Annotated in this window: 15 protein-coding genes; 8 read left to right on the forward strand and 7 right to left on the reverse strand. The window is 68.3% G+C overall.

All coding sequences use genetic code 11. The features are described from left to right. Positions 1 to 39 precede the first annotated feature (39 nt). The 4 genes from BM175_RS06475 to BM175_RS06490 form a co-directional block, all read right to left on the reverse strand. Entirely contained in the window at positions 40 to 978 is a 939-nt protein-coding gene (locus tag BM175_RS06475) for a sugar-binding transcriptional regulator (protein ID WP_244545900.1), read from the reverse strand. Positions 979 to 1,118: 140 nt separating this feature from the next. Next, positions 1,119 to 2,099: a carbohydrate kinase family protein gene (locus BM175_RS06480; RefSeq protein ID WP_090960896.1), complete on the reverse strand. Its 981-nt coding sequence runs from the start codon at positions 2,097 to 2,099 to the stop codon at positions 1,119 to 1,121. A gap of 58 nt (positions 2,100 to 2,157) precedes the next feature. Next, positions 2,158 to 3,750: a glycerol-3-phosphate dehydrogenase/oxidase gene (locus BM175_RS06485; RefSeq protein ID WP_090960899.1), complete on the reverse strand. Its 1,593-nt coding sequence runs from the start codon at positions 3,748 to 3,750 to the stop codon at positions 2,158 to 2,160. Between the two features lie 2 nt (positions 3,751 to 3,752). Further along, positions 3,753 to 4,787 (reverse strand): zinc-dependent dehydrogenase, encoded by a 1,035-nt coding sequence (locus BM175_RS06490; RefSeq protein ID WP_090960902.1) that lies wholly within the window; start codon positions 4,785 to 4,787, stop codon positions 3,753 to 3,755. A gap of 352 nt (positions 4,788 to 5,139) precedes the next feature. On the opposite strand from BM175_RS06490, the gene BM175_RS06495 reads away from it, so the two are divergent. From BM175_RS06495 to BM175_RS06520, 6 genes are all read left to right on the forward strand, one after another. Next, positions 5,140 to 6,087, forward strand: a complete 948-nt coding sequence (locus BM175_RS06495) for a substrate-binding domain-containing protein (RefSeq protein ID WP_090960908.1) — start codon at positions 5,140 to 5,142, stop codon at positions 6,085 to 6,087. Between the two features lie 62 nt (positions 6,088 to 6,149). Beyond that, positions 6,150 to 7,640, forward strand: coding sequence for a sugar ABC transporter ATP-binding protein (locus BM175_RS06500; RefSeq protein WP_244545901.1), 1,491 nt, complete (start codon positions 6,150 to 6,152; stop codon positions 7,638 to 7,640). Between the two features lie 61 nt (positions 7,641 to 7,701). Beyond that, entirely contained in the window at positions 7,702 to 8,697 is a 996-nt protein-coding gene (locus tag BM175_RS06505) for an ABC transporter permease (RefSeq protein WP_090960911.1), read from the forward strand. Positions 8,698 to 8,838: 141 nt separating this feature from the next. Then, positions 8,839 to 10,266 carry an aldehyde dehydrogenase family protein gene (locus BM175_RS06510; RefSeq protein WP_090960914.1) on the forward strand — a complete coding sequence of 476 codons (1,428 nt, stop codon included), beginning with the start codon at positions 8,839 to 8,841 and terminating at the stop codon, positions 10,264 to 10,266. Positions 10,267 to 10,394: 128 nt separating this feature from the next. Then, positions 10,395 to 10,898: a CYTH domain-containing protein gene (locus BM175_RS06515; RefSeq protein ID WP_090960917.1), complete on the forward strand. Its 504-nt coding sequence runs from the start codon at positions 10,395 to 10,397 to the stop codon at positions 10,896 to 10,898. A gap of 67 nt (positions 10,899 to 10,965) precedes the next feature. Then, positions 10,966 to 11,718 carry an SIMPL domain-containing protein gene (locus BM175_RS06520; RefSeq protein WP_090960919.1) on the forward strand — a complete coding sequence of 251 codons (753 nt, stop codon included), beginning with the start codon at positions 10,966 to 10,968 and terminating at the stop codon, positions 11,716 to 11,718. 68 nt (positions 11,719 to 11,786) lie between these two features. Here the strand turns inward: BM175_RS06520 and BM175_RS06525 are convergent, their stop codons facing one another. Beyond that, positions 11,787 to 12,191 carry a hypothetical protein gene (locus tag BM175_RS06525; protein WP_090960921.1) on the reverse strand — a complete coding sequence of 135 codons (405 nt, stop codon included), beginning with the start codon at positions 12,189 to 12,191 and terminating at the stop codon, positions 11,787 to 11,789. 216 nt (positions 12,192 to 12,407) lie between these two features. Between BM175_RS06525 and BM175_RS06530 the strand changes: the two genes are divergently transcribed. Both BM175_RS06530 and BM175_RS06535 read left to right on the forward strand, forming a co-directional pair. Next, entirely contained in the window at positions 12,408 to 13,925 is a 1,518-nt protein-coding gene (locus BM175_RS06530) for a putative bifunctional diguanylate cyclase/phosphodiesterase (protein WP_175526778.1), read from the forward strand. Positions 13,926 to 13,992: 67 nt separating this feature from the next. Further along, positions 13,993 to 14,433: a DoxX family protein gene (locus BM175_RS06535; RefSeq protein ID WP_090960927.1), complete on the forward strand. Its 441-nt coding sequence runs from the start codon at positions 13,993 to 13,995 to the stop codon at positions 14,431 to 14,433. Between the two features lie 63 nt (positions 14,434 to 14,496). On the opposite strand, the gene rpoD is transcribed toward BM175_RS06535, so the two are convergent. Beyond that, complete coding sequence (rpoD, locus tag BM175_RS06540; protein WP_090960930.1) at positions 14,497 to 16,473, reverse strand: RNA polymerase sigma factor RpoD; 1,977 nt, start codon at positions 16,471 to 16,473, stop codon at positions 14,497 to 14,499. 299 nt (positions 16,474 to 16,772) lie between these two features. Beyond that, complete coding sequence (gene dnaG / locus BM175_RS06545; protein ID WP_090961294.1) at positions 16,773 to 18,737, reverse strand: DNA primase; 1,965 nt, start codon at positions 18,735 to 18,737, stop codon at positions 16,773 to 16,775. Positions 18,738 to 18,788 lie beyond the last annotated feature (51 nt).

An 18,788-nucleotide genomic window follows, 5' to 3' on the forward strand; every position in this document is an offset into this window, starting at 1 on the left:
ATGAAGACAAGAGTTCATAGATGGCCCGGAGCGCATTTTTCAGCCGTCGAGCAGCCGCTCGGCCGTGCGCTCGTCGGTCACGAGGATTTCGGGCGACAGAAGCGTCATGGCCGCGCGGATCGCGGGAAACTTCGACCAGCCGCCGCTCGCCAGGACCGTGCGCCTGGCATCCGCGAGGCGGCGCGGGTCGACGGCGAGCACCCGGTCGTTGACGGAATGGTCGAGCACCCGCCCCTCGGCGTCGATGAAGCGGCACAGGACGTCGCCGACAGCCCCGGCCCGCTCCAGACTGTCGAGGTCGGCACGCTCCAGAAGGCCGTAGCGGACGAAGATCGAGTCACGCGTGAAGTCGCCGACCGACAGGATCGCAAGGTCGAGACGGTCCGTCCGCCGGAACACCTCGGCGATCCCGCGATGGTTGAGGAGCGCATCTCGCGTCGCCCCGTCCGGCGCGAAGACCGGGCAAGCCAGCATGTAGCAATCGCCGCCGATCCGGTCGGCGAAGCGCCAGGCGAATTCCGACGGATTGGACAGGCTGACATGGGTCAGCCCGCCAAGCATCGAGATCGTGGTGGACCGGGCGTAGACCAGCGGCTCGACGAAGGGGAGCGACGAGGAGAGCGTGCGCCCCCAGCCGAGGCCGATCGTCATGCCGTCGGCCAGAAGATCAGGCAGGAGCTGGCCGAGCGCCGCGCCGATCATCGAGGGCAGCTGCGCCTCGTCCTGCGGGTCCGGCACGACCACGACACGCTCCATGTCGAAGCGGGCGCGCACCTCGCGCTCGAGCCGCGCGCATCGGGCGATCGGCGAGGTCACGCGGATCTGGACCGTGCCGTCCTCGCGCGCGGCCGCCAGCATGCGCAGGACGCGCGTGCGGGTCAGCCCGAGGATCTTGGCGACCTGATCCTGCGTCAGCCCTTCCATGTAGTAGAGCCAGGCGGCCCGCGCCTTGATGTCGTCGCTGTCGGTGGAGGACACGGCCAGCCTTTCGCCCGAGGAAATCGTCTCCCTCGGGTTTAGCCCTTCGCCGGCGGGTCCGGACAGCCCCGCCGGGCCACCGCGCGCGCGCCAGGCCATTGCTCAGCGCTCGAGGTCGGAGACGCGGGCGACCGGGCGGCTCACGCCGCCGTCCGGGCGGCGCCATGCACCGCGATCGTCGGGGTGCGCGTCGCGCGCCTCGTGAAGGCCAGCGTCTGGTCGAAGGAGGTGACGCCCGCCTGGCTGCCGAGCCCGAGCGCGTTCTGCGCCGAGGTCGCCTGCGCGAACCGTACCATGGATTCGGGGTCCATGCCCCGCACGAGGCCGGTCGCGATGCCCGCGTTGAACGCGTCGCCGCAGCCGCAGGAGCAGATCATCTCGATATCGAAGGCCGGCATCAGGAAGCGGTCGCCGTTGGAATGGCGATAGTAGGCGCCGTTCTCGCCGAGCGTCAGGATGCAGCAGGTCACGCCCTTGTCGAGGAAGAAGCGCGCGACGTCCTCGACGTCCTCCAGCCCCGACAGGACGCGCGCCTCCTCGATCGAGGGCAGGAAATAGTCCGTGTGAGGCAGGAGGCCGACGACGTTGTCGAGATCCTTCTCGGCCGCCGCGAAGACGTCGACCGTCGTGATTGCGCCGCGGCGCTTCGCCTCGGCAAAGAGTTCGGCGCTCGGGGCCCCGTCCATGTGGTCCATCAGCCCGACGCCGCCGAGATGGACGACCGTGGCGTCGAGCACCTTGTCCCACATGTCGGGCGTGATCACGAAGGCACCGGTCGCGCCCTTCATGTGAAGCGCCGGACGCGATCCGTCGGCGCGCGTCAGGACGATCGAGGTCGAGGTGCCCACGCCCTTGAGCCGCTGCATCGTCGAGATGTCGACGCCGAAGCTCGCGAGCCGGTCCATTACCCAACCGGCCATCAGGTCGTCGCCGACCGCGCCGACCGCAAGGCAGTTCAGCCCGTGCTTGGCCGCCGCGATCACCGCCGCGCCCGCCGCGCCGGAAACGGCCAGATCGATCTCCTCGATGAACTGCGTGCCGCCGCCCGGCGGGATGGCACCCACGGGGCGGCCGAGGCAGTCGAACGTGTAGAAGCCGATCGAAGCGTAGTCGTAGCGCATCGCGCGTTCCTCCCAGAAGATGACGGACCCCTTCCCGATCCGGCGGGGCGTGTGAATGTCAGGCCGCGGCGAGGCGGATCGCCTCGACCTCGTCGCTGAGGACCGGCGTCACCCGGCCCGACAGGGCGAGGTCGGTGCGCCGGCGCAGGATGTCGTCCGCGGTGCGGACCTGCTCGTTCGCCGCGATCCAGGCGATCTCGGCGACGTGGTGGTCGGGCGCGGCGTTGAGCGTGCGTCCGTCCGATGCGCGGATCGCCTCGGCGATCGGGCGGGCCCGCGTGCCGTAGCGGCGAAGGAGACGCTCCCCGACCGCCTCCGGCCCGCCCGCCGTCTCGGCGAGTTCGCGCACGAGCCGCTGGCGTCCGGCCGCGTCCTTCGGGAACGCCGTGCCGCCGCCGATCGGAAGCTCCGCCGTCGAGGCCCGGCGCTCTCGCCCGAGGCGCGGCAGGATGCGGTCCGTGACCTCCTCGGAAAACCCGCGATAGGTCGTCCACTTGCCGCCGATCAGCGAGAGAACCGGCACGTCGGTGCCCGGCAGCCGCTCCTCGGCGATCGAATGGTCGCGGCTGATCGCGCCGGGATCGTCGACATCGGCATTGGGAAGCGGGCGCACACCGCAGAAGGCGTAGACGACATCGTCGCGCCGGATGACGATCCTGGGGAAGACCTCGGAGACGACGCCGATCATGTAGGCGATCTCCGCCTCGCTCACCCTCGCCTCGTCCGGATGGGCGACGGGAATGTCGGTCGAGCCGATGAGGACGCGGCCCTTGAAGGGATAGAGGAGGTTCACCCGGCCGTCGGCCGAACCGAAATAGACCATGCGGCCGCCGAGCGCCGCCAGAAGCTCGGGATGATCCACCACGACGTGGCTGCCCTTGGTGCCGCCCATGTGGCGCGTGTTGAGGCCCAGCGCGGCGTTGACGCCGTCGATCCAGGCGCCGCCCGCATTCACCACCACGTCGCCGCGCACCCATTCGCGCGCGCCGGTCAGGACGTCCTCGATCTCGATCGCGCCGCCGGCCGCCGAGCGCACCTTCGTGTAGCTGCGCGCCTCGCTGCCCGGATTGTCCTTCAGGGCATCGAGAACGAGTTCGAGGCCAAGCCGTTCGGCATGGTCGAGCCGGGCCTCGTAGTAGAGACCGACCGCGGTAATCGCGGGATCGAGGCCCTTCAGTTCGGCGCGGGCGCGGCGTCCGCCGATGAAGCGATGCACCGGCATGGTGCGGAAGCGCCGGCCGAACGCGTCGTACATCGTCAGGCCGAGCTTGGTGATGATGGCGCCGCGATCGTTGAGCTTGGCCTTGAGGCCAAGGAAGCGTTTGATCGAGGGCACGATGCCGCCGAACCAGGAGCGCACGGGAAGCGCGGTCTCCAGCGGCGTCACGAAGTGCGGCGCGTTGCGCAGGAGGATGTTGCGCTCCTCCGCCGACTGTCGCACCAGCCGGAACTCGCCCGTCTCCAGATACTTCAGGCCCCCGTGCATCAGGCGCGAGGACGATTCGCTCGCACCCGAGCAGAAGTCGCCGCGATCGATCAGCAGGCAGTCGACCCCCTGCAGGCTGAGGTCGCGGAACGTGCCGATGCCGTTGATCCCCGCGCCGATGATGACGACCGGGAAATGGCGTGCGGGGGAAGTAGCAGTGCTCATGATCAGGATACGATGGCGACCTTGATGGCATCGCCTCGGGCGGCGGTCTCCAGCGCCTCGCCGATCGCCGGTAGGGCGAAACGATGCGTCAGGAACGGCTTGGTATCAAGCTGCCCCGACGCGATGAGGTTCAGCGACTTCTCGAACTGGAGGCGCGTCAGGCCAAAGGAGCCGGTGACGATCAGCTCGTTATAGTGGATGGCGTTGACGTCGAGCGGCGCCATCTCGCCCTTGTTGAAGCCGGCGAACAGCGAGACGCGCCCGCGCAGGCGGGCGAGGCCAAGGGCGTCGTTGGCGAGCGAGGGCACGCCGATCGCGACGATCACGACGTCGGCGCCGATGCCCCCCGATTCGTCCCGAACGATCGCCTTCAGGTCCTCGTTGACCGGATCGACCACGACGTCGGCGCCCGCCCGCAGTGCCGCCTCGCGGCGGGCCGGGTTCGGCTCGGACACGATGATGCGCCGCGCGCCGGACAGCCGCGCGACCTTGACGTGGAGGAGACCGATCGGGCCGGAGCCAAGGATGGCCACCACGTCGCCGCGCTCGACGCCGACCTTCTCCTGACCGTTGATGACGCAGGCGAGCGGCTCGGCGAGCGCCGCCTCCTCGAACGAGACGCCGTCGGGCATCGCGAAGACATTGCCCGTCTCCAGCGCCCGGCCGGGGATGCGGATGTATTCGGCGAAGGCGCCGTCGACCTCGTAGCCGATCGCGGTCAGGTTCTCGCAGACGTTCTCGAGCCCGCGCTTGCAGTAGGCGCAGTGTCCGCAGGCGATCGCCGGATCGACGCAGACGGCGTCCCCCGCCCGGAAGCGCGACGAGCCGCCGGCGTCGACGATCTCCCCGGAGAACTCGTGCCCGAGCACCGAGGGGTAGCGCACGCCCATGGTCTTGCGGCCCGAGACGATGCGGATGTCGGTGCCGCAGATCGTGGCGGCGCGAACCTTGAGAACGAGATCACCGCGCTCGGGGGTCGGATCCGCGACATCACCGAACAGGACGTCGTTGGGAGCGCGCAGGAGGGCAGCTTTCATCACGATCCATCCGAGCTTGGGAAGCGGCGCATCCCTTGCGCCTCTGGTGAGGTGTATCGCGCAACTTTGTTTTTTGTAAAGTGCAAATGTTTATGGCTCAGAGTGATTGGCGCGGACGTGGCGCTGATAAGTGAGGCCTCCGCCGTCACGGTGGGCTGCTTCAGATCAACTAGCCTCCCCGGTTTCGACGACGCGTTGCACAAAATGATTTCGTGAAGATCAAATGTATTGACGGTTGGCGGAAAGTGCGCGAGATCGAAGGGGACAGGCGCGCTGGGGAAGACGGCGCGTCCGGCGGCTCTTAGTCGCTCGGGTCCGGGGCGGGAGGCGCCCCTTTCGGGAGGAAGACGACATGCGCAAGGGATTCTGGTCCACCCTCGTTCTCGGCTCCGCGCTGATGGGCGCGGTCCTGCCGGCCTCGGCCGAGGGGCAGGAAGACCTCATCAAGCCGATCGACAAGGAACTGACCTTCGTCTTCATCCCGAAGGTGATCCACCCGTGGTACGACGTGGTGCGCCAGGGTGGCCAGTACGCGGTGGACGAGTTTGCCAAGCAGGGCATCAAGATCAACATGATCTGGGACCAGCCCCCACAGGCTGACGTCGCCGACCAGAACCAGCGCATCGAGGCCAATATCGGCCGCGCGCCCGATGGTTTGGCCGTCGCCTGCCTCGATCAGGCGACCAACGTCCAGCTCCTGACCGAAGCCAAGGAAGCCGGCGTCAACACGATCACCTTCAACTCCTTCTGCTCGCCCGACTTCGCCTTCGTCGGCCAGAAGGACAGCTACGGCGACGGCTTCGACCTCGGCAAGTATCTCGCCGACCACATCGGCGGCGAGGGCGAGGTGGGCATCCTTTCCGGCTCCCTGACCGCGACCGACCACGTCGAGCGCATCAAGGGCTTCAAGAAAGCGCTGGAAGCCTATCCGAACGTCAAGATCGTCTTCGAGCAGCCCGACAACGACGTGCTGGAGGAAGCCGTCTCGCTCACCGAGAACGCGCTCCAGGCCCATCCCAACATCAAGGGCTTCTTCGGCTGCAACGCCTCGAACCCGATCGGCATCGCCCGCGCCGTCCAGAACGCCGGCAAGGCGGGCACGGTGGCGGTGGTCGGCATGGACGACCTGCCGGAGGCCGTCGACTTCGTGAAGGAAGGCGTCATCACGGCGCTGAAGGCGCAGCGCCAGTGGGACATCGGCTACTGGGCCGTGAAGTACATGGTCGCCATGAACCAGAACCACACGATCCCGATGGACCACAACACGGGCTCGCGCTTCATCACCAAGGACCAGCTCTAAAGGCGAGGTCGGGGAGCCGGTCCGCCGGCTCCCCTTTCGTTCCGGTCGAGGGAGAGGCTGACATGGACGCGATGGCCACCGCCTTCGAGGCGAGAAACGTATCGAAGAGCTTCGGCGTCGTGCATGCCCTGAGGGGCGTTTCCGTCTCGATCCGCCCCGGCGAGGTCCACGCGATCATCGGCGAGAACGGCGCCGGCAAGTCGACGCTGATGAACATCATCTGCGGCCGGCTCCGCCCGACTGCCGGCGAGCTTCTCGTCGGCGGCGCCGCGGTGCAGTTCCATTCGCCCGGCGAGGCGCAAGGCGCGGGCATCGCCATCGCGCCGCAGGAGATCAATCTCGTTCCGGCCCTTACCGTCACCGAGAACATCATGCTCGGCGCCGAGATCACGCGCGGGCCGGCGATCGACTGGCGAGCGACGCGCGAGGAAGCCCTCACGCACCTCCATGCTGTCGACGACACGATCGCAGGCGACGCCCGCGCGGGCGAATTGTCCAAGGCGCAGCAGCAGCTGGTACAGATCGCCCGCGCCGTCGCCACCAAGGCGCGCATCCTGATCTTCGACGAGCCGACCGCTGCGCTGACGACGCGCGAGACCGAAAAGCTCTACGCCTTCATCCGCCGCTTCCGCGAGACCGGCGGCTCGGCCTTCTACATCTCGCACCGCCTCGACGAGATCCTCGACCTGTCCGACCGCATCTCGGTCCTGCGCGACGGGACCTATGTCGGCGAGCTCGACCCGAAGCGCACGTCCAAGCACGAGATGGTCGCGCTGATGGCGGGCCGCGAGGTCGCTTTGTCCACGCATGCGCCGCGTCGCTTGGAGGACCGTCCGGTGGTCCTGAAAGTGTCCGGCCTGTCCCGCCCCGGCGAGTTCGAGGACGTGTCGTTCGAGCTTCACGAGGGCGAGGTGCTGGGCGTCTCCGGCCTCGTCGGAGCCGGGCGCACCGAGGTGGCCAAGTGCATCTTCGGTCTGACGCGGGCAAAGGCCGGATCGGTCGAGATTTTCGGCGACGCGCGCCCGGTGACGGACCCCGCCGACGCCATCCAGCGCGGCCTCGTCTATCTGCCGGAGGAGCGCAAGCAGGAGGGTATCTTCCCGCTCCTCTCGATCGCCGAGAACCTGACGATCGCGACGCTCGACCGCTTCCGTGGTCCGGCCTGGATGGACTTCCGCGGCATGGCGCGCACGGTCGACGATTACGTCGACCGCCTGCGCATCAAGATCGGATCGGCGTCGGACCCGATCACTTCCCTGTCGGGCGGCAACCAGCAGAAGGTCATTCTCGGCCGCTGGCTCGCCAAGAACGCGAAGATCCTGATCCTCGACGAGCCGACGCGCGGCATCGACGTCGCCGCGAAATCCGAGATCCAGGGCGTCCTCGACAGCCTGACGGCGGCGGGCCTGTCGATCGTCTACATCTCCTCCGAGCTGGAGGAGGTGCTGAACGTCTCCGACCGCATCCTCGTCATGCACGAGGGCCGCGTGAAGGGCACCCCGCGCACCGAGGACATGACGCAGGAATCGCTGCTGCGTCTCGCCATGAGCTGAAGGCGCGACGCCAGCGCCGCTTATCGACCGCCCGTCTCCCGACCGAAAGGCAACCCGAGCCATGACCAACACCGCTCTTGGGTCTCCCGCGCGGGCCCGCTCCGCCGCCGCCCCCTCCCTCTGGTCCCGCTTCAAGGGCTGGGAGGCGAGCGGCATCCTGATCGCGCTGGGGCTGTTTGCCATCATCCTGTCGATCGCCGCGCCGAACTTCCTGTCGGCCTACAACCTGACGGTCGTGGCGCGCGCCGCCGCCTTCGTCGGCCTCGTGGCGCTCGGCCAGACGCTGGTGCTCCTTCTTGGCGGCATCGACCTGTCGGTCGGCGCGGCCGCCGGTCTCTCGGCGATCGTCGGCTCGCTGATGCTGACCTCGCTTGGCGTCCATCCCTGGCTGGTGATCCCGCTCGCCTGCCTGTTCGGCCTCTGCCTCGGTCTCGTGAACGGCTTCTTCATCGCCTATCTCAAGCTCAACCCGTTCATCGTGACGCTGGCGTCGGGCGAGATCTTCGCGGGCATGACGCTCGTCATCACCGAGGGCTACCCGATCCGCCCGCTCGGGGCCGGCTTCCGCGTCTTCGGTCAGGGCGAGCTTCTCGGCCTGCCGGTGCCGGTCTGGTTCTTCCTCGTCTCGGCGGCGATCCTGATCTGGGTGCTGCGCAACACCAAGTTCGGCCGCAACATCTTCGCGATCGGCGGCAATCGCGACGCCGCGGTGCTGGTCGGCATCCGCATCCGCCGTGTCGAGCTCCTCGTCTACGGCCTCGCCGGCATGTTCGCCGCCATGGCCGGCATGCTCTATGCGAGCCGCATGGATGCCGGCCAGCCGTCCGTCGGTGAAGGCTGGATGCTGCAGGCGATCACGGCCGCGATCATCGGCGGCACGAGCCTTCGCGGCGGCCAGGGCACGATCGTCGGCACGGCACTCGGTGCCCTGCTTCTGGCGATGCTTGCCAACGGCACCGTCCTTCTCAACGTGTCCGGCTTCTGGCAGCGCGTGATCGTCGGCCTCGTGGTGCTCATCGCGATCCTCGTGGATCTCGCCCGCCGCCATCGCCGCTGAACCCTATTCTCTCGGCGTCCCCTCTCCCCGTCCGGGCCGAAGCCCGGGCGGGGATTTCCGCGTTCCGCCGCCGCAGCCGGCTGGACCATGGAGCGTGCGGGGTTCTACACCTTTACCGACGCGCGTTCGGGAGGGACCGAGATGAACCACGCCCTGCAGTTCTACATCGACGGTGCCTGGGTGGCGCCCGCGACCGACGCCCGCCTCCCGGTGATCGACCCGTCCACCGAGGAAGCCTTCGCCGAGATCGCTTTGGGCGGTGCTGCGGACGTCGACCGTGCGGTGGCGGCCGCCCGCCGCGCGTTCCGGTCCTATTCGCAGACCACCCGCGAGGAACGCCTCGCCCTGATGCGCCGCCTTCTCGAGGTCTACAAGGCGCGCCTTCCGGAGATGGCCGAGGCGATCAGCCGCGAGATGGGCGCGCCCCTGCCCTTCGCGCTCAACAGTCAGGCCGGGATCGGCACCGCCCATCTCGCCAAGATGATCGAGACGCTGGAGACCTACTACTTCGAGGAGATGCGCGGCACGACGCTGATCGCGCGCGAGCCGATCGGCGTCGTCGGCATGATCACGCCGTGGAACTGGCCGATGAACCAGATCATGTGCAAGGTCGCGCCGGCGCTCGCCGCCGGCTGCACGATGGTGCTGAAGCCGTCAGAGATCGCGCCGATGAGCGGCCTCCTCTTCGCCGAGATCTGCGATGAGGCCGGCCTGCCGCGGGGCGTCTTCAACCTCGTCAACGGCGACGGGCCGGGGGTCGGCGAAGCCATGTCGCGCCATCCCGGCATCGACATGATGTCCTTCACCGGCTCGACGCGGGCCGGCATCTTGGTCGCCAAAGGCGCCGCCGACACGATCAAGCGGGTCCATCAGGAGCTCGGCGGCAAGTCGGCCAACGTCCTCCTGCCCGACGCCGACCTCGAGACCGCCGTCACCAAGGGCGTGCAGGGCTGCTTCGGCAATTCCGGCCAGAGCTGCAACGCGCCGACGCGCATGTTCGTACCCGCCGATCGTCACGATGAGGCGGCCGCGATCGCTGCGCGGGCGGCCGACGCGTTCAAGGTGGGCCCGGCCGACGCCGCTTCGACCCAGCTCGGCCCGGTCGTCAGCCAGGTCCAGTACGACAAGATTCAAGGGCTCATCGAGACGGGTATCCGGGAGGGTGCGCGGCTCGTGGCCGGCGGTCCCGGCCGGCCCGACGGCCTCAATCGCGGCTACTTCGTGCGCCCGACCGTCTTCGCGGACGTCACGCCCGACATGACCATCGCCCGCGAGGAGATCTTCGGCCCGGTCCTGTCGATCCTCTCTTACGAGACCGAGGACGAAGCGGCCGAGCTCGCCAACGACACGGTCTACGGGCTCGCGTCCTACGTCCAGTCGGCCGACCCGGAGCGGGCGCGCGCCTTCGCGCGGCGCATGCGCACCGGCAACGTCTATCTCAACTATCCCGCCTGGGACGCGGGCGCGCCGTTCGGCGGATACAAGCAGTCCGGGAACGGACGCGAATATGCCGAGTTCGGGCTGGACGAGTTCCTGGAGATCAAGGGGTTCGTCGGCTGGGGCGCGTGAACCTTCGGGTCGGGCTGCCCCGGTCGATAACGCGGACAATTGCTTTCCGCCCCGTTTGGTGACATGGGAGCCGCCGGTCGGAATCTGCGGGCCGCCGACGGGCGTCCCGCATCGCGTGAAGAGGCTTCATGGCCGTCGAAATCGAGCGCAAGTTTCTTGTGATCGGCAATGCCTGGCGCGGCCGCGCGGTGCGCGTCAGGACCCTTCGGGACGGACTGGTCAGCCAGGGCGCCAACGGCAAGGTTCGGGTGCGCCGCGACGGCGAGACGGCATGGCTGACGGTGAAGGGTGCGCGCTCGGGGATCTGCCGCAGCGAGTTCGAGTACGAGATTCCGGTCGCCGATGCCGAAGAGATGCTGGGCGGGGTCTGCACCGGCCAGATCATCGAGAAGGACCGTTTCGAGGTTCCCCACGAGGGGCACCTCTGGGAGGTCGACGTCTTCCGCGGTCCGCTGGCCGGCCTCGTCTGGGCCGAAGTCGAGCTCGGCGATCCCGACGAGGTCTTCTCCATCCCCGATTGGGTGGGACGCGAGGTCACCGGCAATCCGCTCTATCGCCACACCGCGCTCCTCAACGCCTTCGCGGCCAACGACGGCCGGACCGAACTGCGGCAGTGGCCGGTCGAAGCTTGAACGGCTGGCCTTTCGCCGCATTCGCGCCCCACAAGACGAGCGTCAGACATCCAACGGAGAATCGGCCTTGTCCGCAGTCCGCCTGTTCGCCCCTCTCGCGCTGGGCGCCGCCCTCGCGTTCGCCTCGCCTGTCCTGGCACAGGATGCGCCGCCGCCCCCGGCCCCGCCGCCCGCGCGCGTCAGCGTTTCCGGCGAAGGACTGGCCAGGGGCGCGCCCGACCTCGCCGTCACGCAGTTGACCGTCATGCGCTCGGCCGCGACGGCCGCGGATGCGCTGGGGCAGGTCAACACGGCGATGGACGCCGTGCGCGCCGCAATGCCCTCGTTCGGCGTCGAGGCCCGCGACCTGCAGACCTCGGGCTTCCAGATCTCGCCGCAGTATCGTTACGACAACCGTTCCGACGGCACGCAGGCGCCTCCCGTCCTCACCGGATACGAGGTGCGCAACACGTTGTCGGTCAAGGTGCGCGATATCGCCAAGCTCGGCGAACTCCTCGACCGTGCCGTTCAGCTCGGCGTCAATGAGGGTGGCTCGATCTCCTTCCAGATCGAGGATGACGCGTCGCTGCGCGACGCAGCGCGGCGCGACGCCGTCGCCCGCGCGCGCTCTAGCGCCACCGCGCTCGCGGAGGCCGCAGGGCTCAAGCTCGGTCGCGTGGTCTCGATCGAGGACACGGCGGCCGGCTTCGTGCCCCTTCCCCCGCCCATGCCGATGGGCGAGATGCGGATGATGGCGAGCAGCGCCGCCAAGGTTCCTGTCGAGGCGGGCGAGAACACGATCTCGGCGCAGGTCCGGATCGTCTACGAACTCCAGCCCTGATCATCCCCGGACATAAGAAAGGGGCGGCTCGCGAGAGCCGCCCCTTCTTCATTTGAAGCCTTCGGGTGTCAGCGGTAACCGATCACCGGGCAGCCGCGGTCCTGCGCGAAGCGCAGCGAGGTCGGGTAGCCGCGCTTGTAGCCGGCGACGACCACCGCGCGGTTGTTGACCCGCACCACGTCGGCGCCGCGCACGCCCATGTCGCGCGCCTTGCGCAGGGCAAGACGCGGCGAGCACTCGCCGCGGCGCGGTCCGCGATCACCCCAGCGCTCTCCCCGATGCGGGCCTCGGTCGCCCCAGCGCTCGCCATGGCGCGGGCCGCGATGCTCCCAACGGTCGTGCCGCTCGCCGCGATAGTCGACGAGCGTCACGCCGGCCGCATCGCGCGGCGCGGCGCTTGCAGCGCTGGCCGCGCCGAGCGAACCGAGAACCGTCGCAGCGACGAGGGTGGAACGGATGAAGCTGGACAGCATGGAAAGGTCTCCTGTCGGATAGGGCGCGCTCCGTGGCGCGTCATGTCCGACAAGATAAGTCGGCCTTCCTGAATTGCCGCCGTCCGGCGCGTTCATCCGGCATTCAGCATACGGCGAGAACGAGCGCTTTTCGCCGCAACGCACCATTGCCGGACGCAATACGTTCACGGACATCCCATACCGTACGTCAGGGTTACAGGTGCAGTCGGTATGCAGATGAGCAAGTCGTTCTGGGTCGAGCAGGTCACCGTCGTCCGCGAGCTCGAACGCACCCACGCGGCCTTTGCTGCCGTTTGGCTCGCCGTCAGCGCGATCCTGCTCCTCACCTCGCCTTGGGTCGCCCCGATCTCGGTGGTCGCCTGCATCGCGACCTTCCTGGTGCTCGGGCGCGTGCGGCGCGACCTCCATCGAACGCATCTCGAACTCGAACGCGTGCGCAGCGAGCAGGAAGCCTTGGTCGAACGCCACGTGATCGACGAGATCACCGGCCTCCTCACGCGCCGGGCGTTCCTGGAAGCGGCAGGCGAGGCGTTAAAAGCCCGCGACGGCGGCACGTCGCTCGCCTTCTTCGCGCTCGACATGGACAACCTCAAGGTCCTGAACGACAGCTTCGGCCACCGCGCCGGCGACTTCGCACTGTCCCACATCGCGACGACGCTGAAGCGCCTCGCGCCGCGCGTGACCGCCGGGCGGCTCGGCGGCGACGAGTTCGCCTTCGTGCTGCCCTGCGCCGACGAGGCCGAGGCGCTGGCCTTCGGCGAGCGGTTCGGCCAGACCCTCAACACGCCTGTGATGGCAGGCGGGCGGCGCCTGTCGCTGTCGGCGAGCCTCGGCGTCGTGATGGTGCCCGAGCGCACGGTCTACCTGTCTGAGGCCATGCAGTTCGCCGACGTCGCGCTCTACGCTGCCAAGAGCGCCGGGCGCAACAAGACCGCCGTCTTCGACGCCGACATGCTGGCCGAACTAAAGCATCGCCGCCTGATCGAGCGCGAGTTGCGGGCGGCGATCCTCCTCAACGAACTCGACGTCCACTACCAGCCGATCAGCGGCCCCGACGGCAAGCTCGTCGCGGTGGAAGCCCTTCTTCGCTGGCAGAGCCCGTCTCGCGGCAACATCTCACCCGCCCGTTTCATCCCGATCGCGGAAAGCACGGCATTGATCGACCAGCTCGGCGAGTGGGTCCTTCGCCGGGCGCTGTCGGATGCGCGCGAGCTTCCCGACCTGCGCATCTCCGTCAACGTCTCGGCCAACCAGCTGAAGCGCGACGACGTCGTCGATATGGTGGCGCGGGTGCTCGCCGAGACCGGCCACGCGCCGAGCCGCCTGACGCTCGAACTCACCGAATCGGCGGCAATCCAGACGACTCCGGACATCTGTCGCCGCCTGCAGGCCCTGCGCGACATGGGCATCCGCATTGCGCTCGACGATTTTGGCACGGGCTTCAGCGGCTTCGACTACCTCCGCCACCTGCCGGTCGACTGCATCAAGATCGACCGCAGCTACATCGCGCGCCTCGGCGGCAGCGAGACCGACAACGTCTTCGTCTCGGCGCTGGCCAGCCTTGCGAACTCGATGCGACTGTCGGTCGTGGCCGAAGGCATCGAGACCGAGCGGCAGATGCTGCTGGCGCGAGCCGCCGGCTGCACCCTCTTCCAGGGCTACCACCTCGCGAAACCCATGCCGAAGGCGGATCTCCTGCGCTCCTTCGACCACGAAATCAGGCAGTGCGCCTGAAACCTGGGGTTGTTATGATCTACGGCGATCCGGCCCCGTTGCGCCGGCCCGACCGGGATGCGACCCCATGCCCTCCGCTATCGCAAGGCTTCTCGACACACGCTGGTTCCCGCCGATCGCACGACTGATCCTGACCTTCTGCTTCTGGGGCAGCGGCCTCGCGAAGCTCGCCGACTTCGAGGCGGCGACCGCCGAGATGGCCTATTTCGGCTTTTCGCCGCCGGCGCTGGTCGCGGTCCTCGTCATCGTCGTCCAGCTTCTCGGCTCCGCCCTCGTCATCCTCGATCGCGCGGCCTGGCTCGGCGCCGGCATGCTCGCGACGTTCACGGGCCTGACGATCCTCCTCGTTCACGATTTCTGGAACATGACCGGACCGGAGGCGGTGGATCATTTCCACACCGCGGCCGAGCATGTCACGGTGATCGGCGCGATGATGGTGGCGGCGCTCCTGTCGCGGCGCATGCGCGCCGGCCGGGTTGCCACCGCCCACGGCGCCCTCCCCGCCTGACGCCGGACACGAAAAAGGGCGCCCGAGGGCGCCCCTGATCTCTAACCCGCGATACGGATCGGCTCAGCTGTCGAGGAACGAGCGCAGCTTGCGCGAGCGGCTCGGGTGCTTGAGCTTGCGCAGGGCCTTGGCCTCGATCTGGCGGATGCGCTCACGCGTCACCGAGAACTGCTGGCCGACTTCTTCCAGCGTGTGGTCGGTGTTCATGCCGATGCCGAAGCGCATGCGCAGCACTCGCTCCTCGCGGGGCGTCAGCGAGGCGAGCACGCGCGTCGTCGTCTCGCGCAGGTTCGCCTGGATCGCCGCGTCGATCGGCAGGATCGCGTTCTTGTCCTCGATGAAGTCGCCGAGATGCGAATCCTCCTCGTCGCCCACCGGCGTTTCGAGCGAGATCGGCTCCTTGGCGATCTTCAGAACCTTGCGGACCTTCTCCAGCGGCATCGCCAGCTTCTCGGCCAGTTCTTCCGGGGTCGGCTCGCGGCCGATCTCGTGCAGCATCTGGCGCGAGGTGCGCACGATCTTGTTGATCGTCTCGATCATGTGCACCGGAATGCGGATCGTGCGCGCCTGATCGGCGATCGAGCGGGTGATCGCCTGCCGGATCCACCACGTCGCATAGGTCGAGAACTTGTAGCCGCGGCGGTACTCGAACTTGTCGACGGCCTTCATCAGGCCGATGTTGCCCTCCTGGATCAGGTCCAGGAACTGCAGGCCGCGGTTGGTGTACTTCTTGGCGATCGAGATCACGAGGCGCAGGTTCGCCTCGACCATCTCCTTCTTGGCCTGCCGGGCCTCGCGCTCGCCCTTCTGCACCATGTGGACGATGCGGCGGAACTCGGTGATCTCGAGGCCCGTCTCGGTGGCGAGGTTCTGGATCTCCTGGCGGAGGTTACGGATGCCGTCCTTCTCGTTCTGGACGAACTTCAGCCAGCCCTTGCCCGAGAGGTTGGCGATCGACTGCGTCCAGTTCGGGTCGAGCTCTGACCCCTGGTAGGTCTGCAGGAACTCGTCGCGCTTCACGCCGTGGCTTTCGGCGAGGCGCAGGAGCTTGCCCTCGTTTCCGACGAGCCGCTTGTTGATGTCGTAGAGCTGGGCGACCAGCGCGTCGATGCGGTTCTGGTTGAGGGATAGGCCCTTCACCGCGGCGACGAGGTCTTCTTTCAGCTTGCGATAGGAGCGCTCCTGCGAGGACGACAGCGTGCCCTGCGCGGCGAGACGGTTCTCGACCTGCTGGTCCTGCAGCTTGCGCAGGCGCTTGTAGTTCTCGGCGATCGCGTCGAAGGTCTCCATGACCTGCGGACGGATCTCGGCCTCCATCGCGGCGAGCGAGAGCGAGTTCTCGAGGTCGTCCTCGTCGTCCTCTTCCTCTTCGCCCGGACGCAGCTCGCCGTTCGGCGCCGGCACGCCGCCCGCCTCGGCGCCCTCGACCGGCGCGGACGGCATCTTGGCCTCCGGTCCGGCATAGGTCGCCTCGAGGTCGACGACCTCGCGGAGCATGATGTTGCCTTCGTTGAGTTCCTCGCGCCAGATGATGATGGCCTGGAAGGTCAGCGGGCTCTCGCAGAGGCCCGCGATCATCGTCTCGCGGCCGGCCTCGATGCGCTTGGCGATGGCGATCTCGCCCTCGCGGGACAGAAGCTCGACCGAGCCCATCTCGCGCAGGTACATGCGCACCGGATCGTCGGTCCGGTCCGAGCTTTCCTTCTTGGTCGTGGTGGCGACGGCGCCCGTCGTAGCCTCGGCGACCTCGGTCGAGCCGGACTCCTCGGACTCCTTCTCCTCCTCGTTCTCGCCTTCCTCGTCCTCGACGACGTTGATGCCCATGTCGGACAGCATCGACATGAGGTCTTCGATCTGCTCGGAGGTCACGTCCTCGGCGGACAGAACCGAGTTCAGCTTGTCCATCGACACGAAGCCGCGCTTCTTCGCGGCCTTGATCATCTTCTTGACGGCGTCGTCCGACAGGTCCAGCAGAGGACTGTCAGGCGTCTCCTGACGCTCCTCGACGGCGGCCTCGCCTTCCTTGACTTTCGTCGCCATGTGCATTCGTCTCCATCTGGCGCGGTCGCTTGCGGAAAGCGGCGCCTCCCGCGCCCATTCCCGCCAGCCTTAACCGCCGGCCGTGAATGATCGATTAACCATGCCCCCTGAAAGGGCGCGGCCGATCGATCGGTCCAAACCATGTCCAACCGGCGGATGGGCCGGGCCCGCATCCGACGGGCGCCGGCGTCCGGCCGATGCGTGTTTCGTCTTTCCCGCCGCGAAGTCAAGGGTTTGAAGCATCGCGGATGAATTCGTGGAGCCGGCGCCCCAACCTCGCGGGGGTCACCGACGGGACTTCAGATACCCTTGGCCGGCCGGCCAGACAGCAGTCCAAACCCGTCTATCAGCGCCTCGGTTCCCGCCAAATTGTTGATTTCCCGATGGATCTCGACAAGCTGCGCATGCGCGAGCTCGTCCCCGTCGGTCGCCAGCGCGGCCTCGGCCGCCCGGAGCTCCCTATGTAGTGACAGGTATCGGTGCTGCAAGTGCAGCGCCTGGCGCACCGCCTCGCGCGCATCTTCCAGCGCCGCCTGAGGCAGGAAACTCCACAGCCGCACCGCCTGGAGCTTCGCCTCGCAGGCCTGGAACGGCTCCAGCAGCATGCGCCGGTCGAGTTCGGCGAGGATCTCGTCGCGCGAATGCGGCTGGCCGTCGGCATAGACGTCGATCACCGCCGAGCGAAGCCGCTCGAGCTCCGGGCTCGTGAGTTCGAGGTCGGCGAAATAGTCGAACGCCTCGCGCAGGAGTAGCGGGTGGTTCACGAAGCCGACGAGGATCGACATCTCGCGCATCGGCGCGGCGCTCGCCCGCGCGCCGCCACCGAGCAGCGCGCTGCGCGCCAGACGGTCCGACACCGGCGACCGGCGACCGGCCCCGGGCGCCGCGCTCCGGCGCGCGCCCCCACCCCCGCCGCCGCGTCCGTCCTCGCGCCGCCGGTTGTTCCAGTCCCCTCGCCCGCCGCCGCCGCGCGATGGCGCGGGGCCGAAGAAACCGGCCAGACGCTCCTCGACGTCCTGCAGGTAATGGCGACGCACGCTCTCGTCGCCGATTTGGCGCATCATCGCCTTCAGGCGGCCTTCCAGCTCGGCGCGGCGCTCCGGCGTGTCGAAGCTGCCGCCCCCGGTCTCGCGCATCCAGACGAGGTCGGCGAGCGGTCGGGCGCGGTCGAGCACCTCGCGCATCGCTTCCGGACCCGACGCGCGCAGGAGATCGTCGGGATCCTTGCCCTCCGGCAGGAGCGCGAACCGCAGGGAGCGGCCGGGGCGCAGGAGCGGCAGCGCCAGTTCCGCCGCCCGGTTGGCCGCCTTCAAGCCCGCCGCGTCGCCGTCGAAGCAGAGGATCGGCTCGGGCACCGTGCGCCAGAGAAGGTCGAGCTGGCGCTCGGTCAGCGCCGTGCCGAGCGGGGCGACCGCGTTCTCGAAGCCGCCCTGGTGCAGCGCGATCACATCCATGTAGCCTTCGGCCACGATCAGCGTGTTCGAACTCTTGGACGCCCGCCGGGCGGAGGCGAGGTTGTAGAGCACCTGCCCCTTGTGGAAGACGTCGGTCTCCGGCGAGTTGAGGTATTTGGCGGGAACGCCGGCGGCCAGTGCCCGCCCACCGAAGGCGATCGGCCGCTCGCGGACGTCGAGGATCGGAAACATCACGCGGTCGCGGAACCGGTCGTAGGAGACCGCGATCCCCTCGCCGTGCACCACCATGCCGGCGCCCTCGATCTCGGCCTTGCCGACGCCCCGGCCCGCGAGGAACTCCTTCAGCCGGTTGCGGCTGTCGGGCGCGTAACCGATGCCGAACGTCTTCTGGACGACCGGATTGAGACCCCGGTCGCGCAGGTAGGCGCGCGCCTTCGCGCCGTCCGCCTCCTGAAGCGTCTGCCGGAAGAACTCGGCCGACAGGCGCAGCGCGTCGAGAAGCGTCGCCTGGGCGTCCTGGCGCTTTTCCTCCTCGCGGTCGCGCGCGGGCATCGGCAGGCCCGCCTCGCCGGCCAGCCGCTCGACGGCCTCGGGGAAGCTCATGCCCTCGAGTTCGGTGAGAAAACGAAAATGGTCGCCCGAGACGCCGCAGCCGAAGCAGTGGTAGCGCCCCTTGGCGTCCTCGCAATGGAACGAGGGCGACTTTTCGCCGTGGAAGGGACAGCACGCCCACCAGTCGCCCTTCGACGACTGGGTCTTGCGACGATCCCAGACGACGCGCCGCCCGATCACATCCGAGATCGGAATGCGGGCACGGATTTCGTCGAGGAACTGGGGCGGAAAGCGCATGGAGTTCATATCGGCTCACGCGGCGCCGAATGCCATAGGTTTCGCTGGGTC

Source organism: Aureimonas phyllosphaerae, assembly GCF_900113065.1.
In the GTDB taxonomy this organism is placed as follows: Bacteria; Pseudomonadota; Alphaproteobacteria; order Rhizobiales; family Rhizobiaceae; genus Aureimonas; species Aureimonas phyllosphaerae.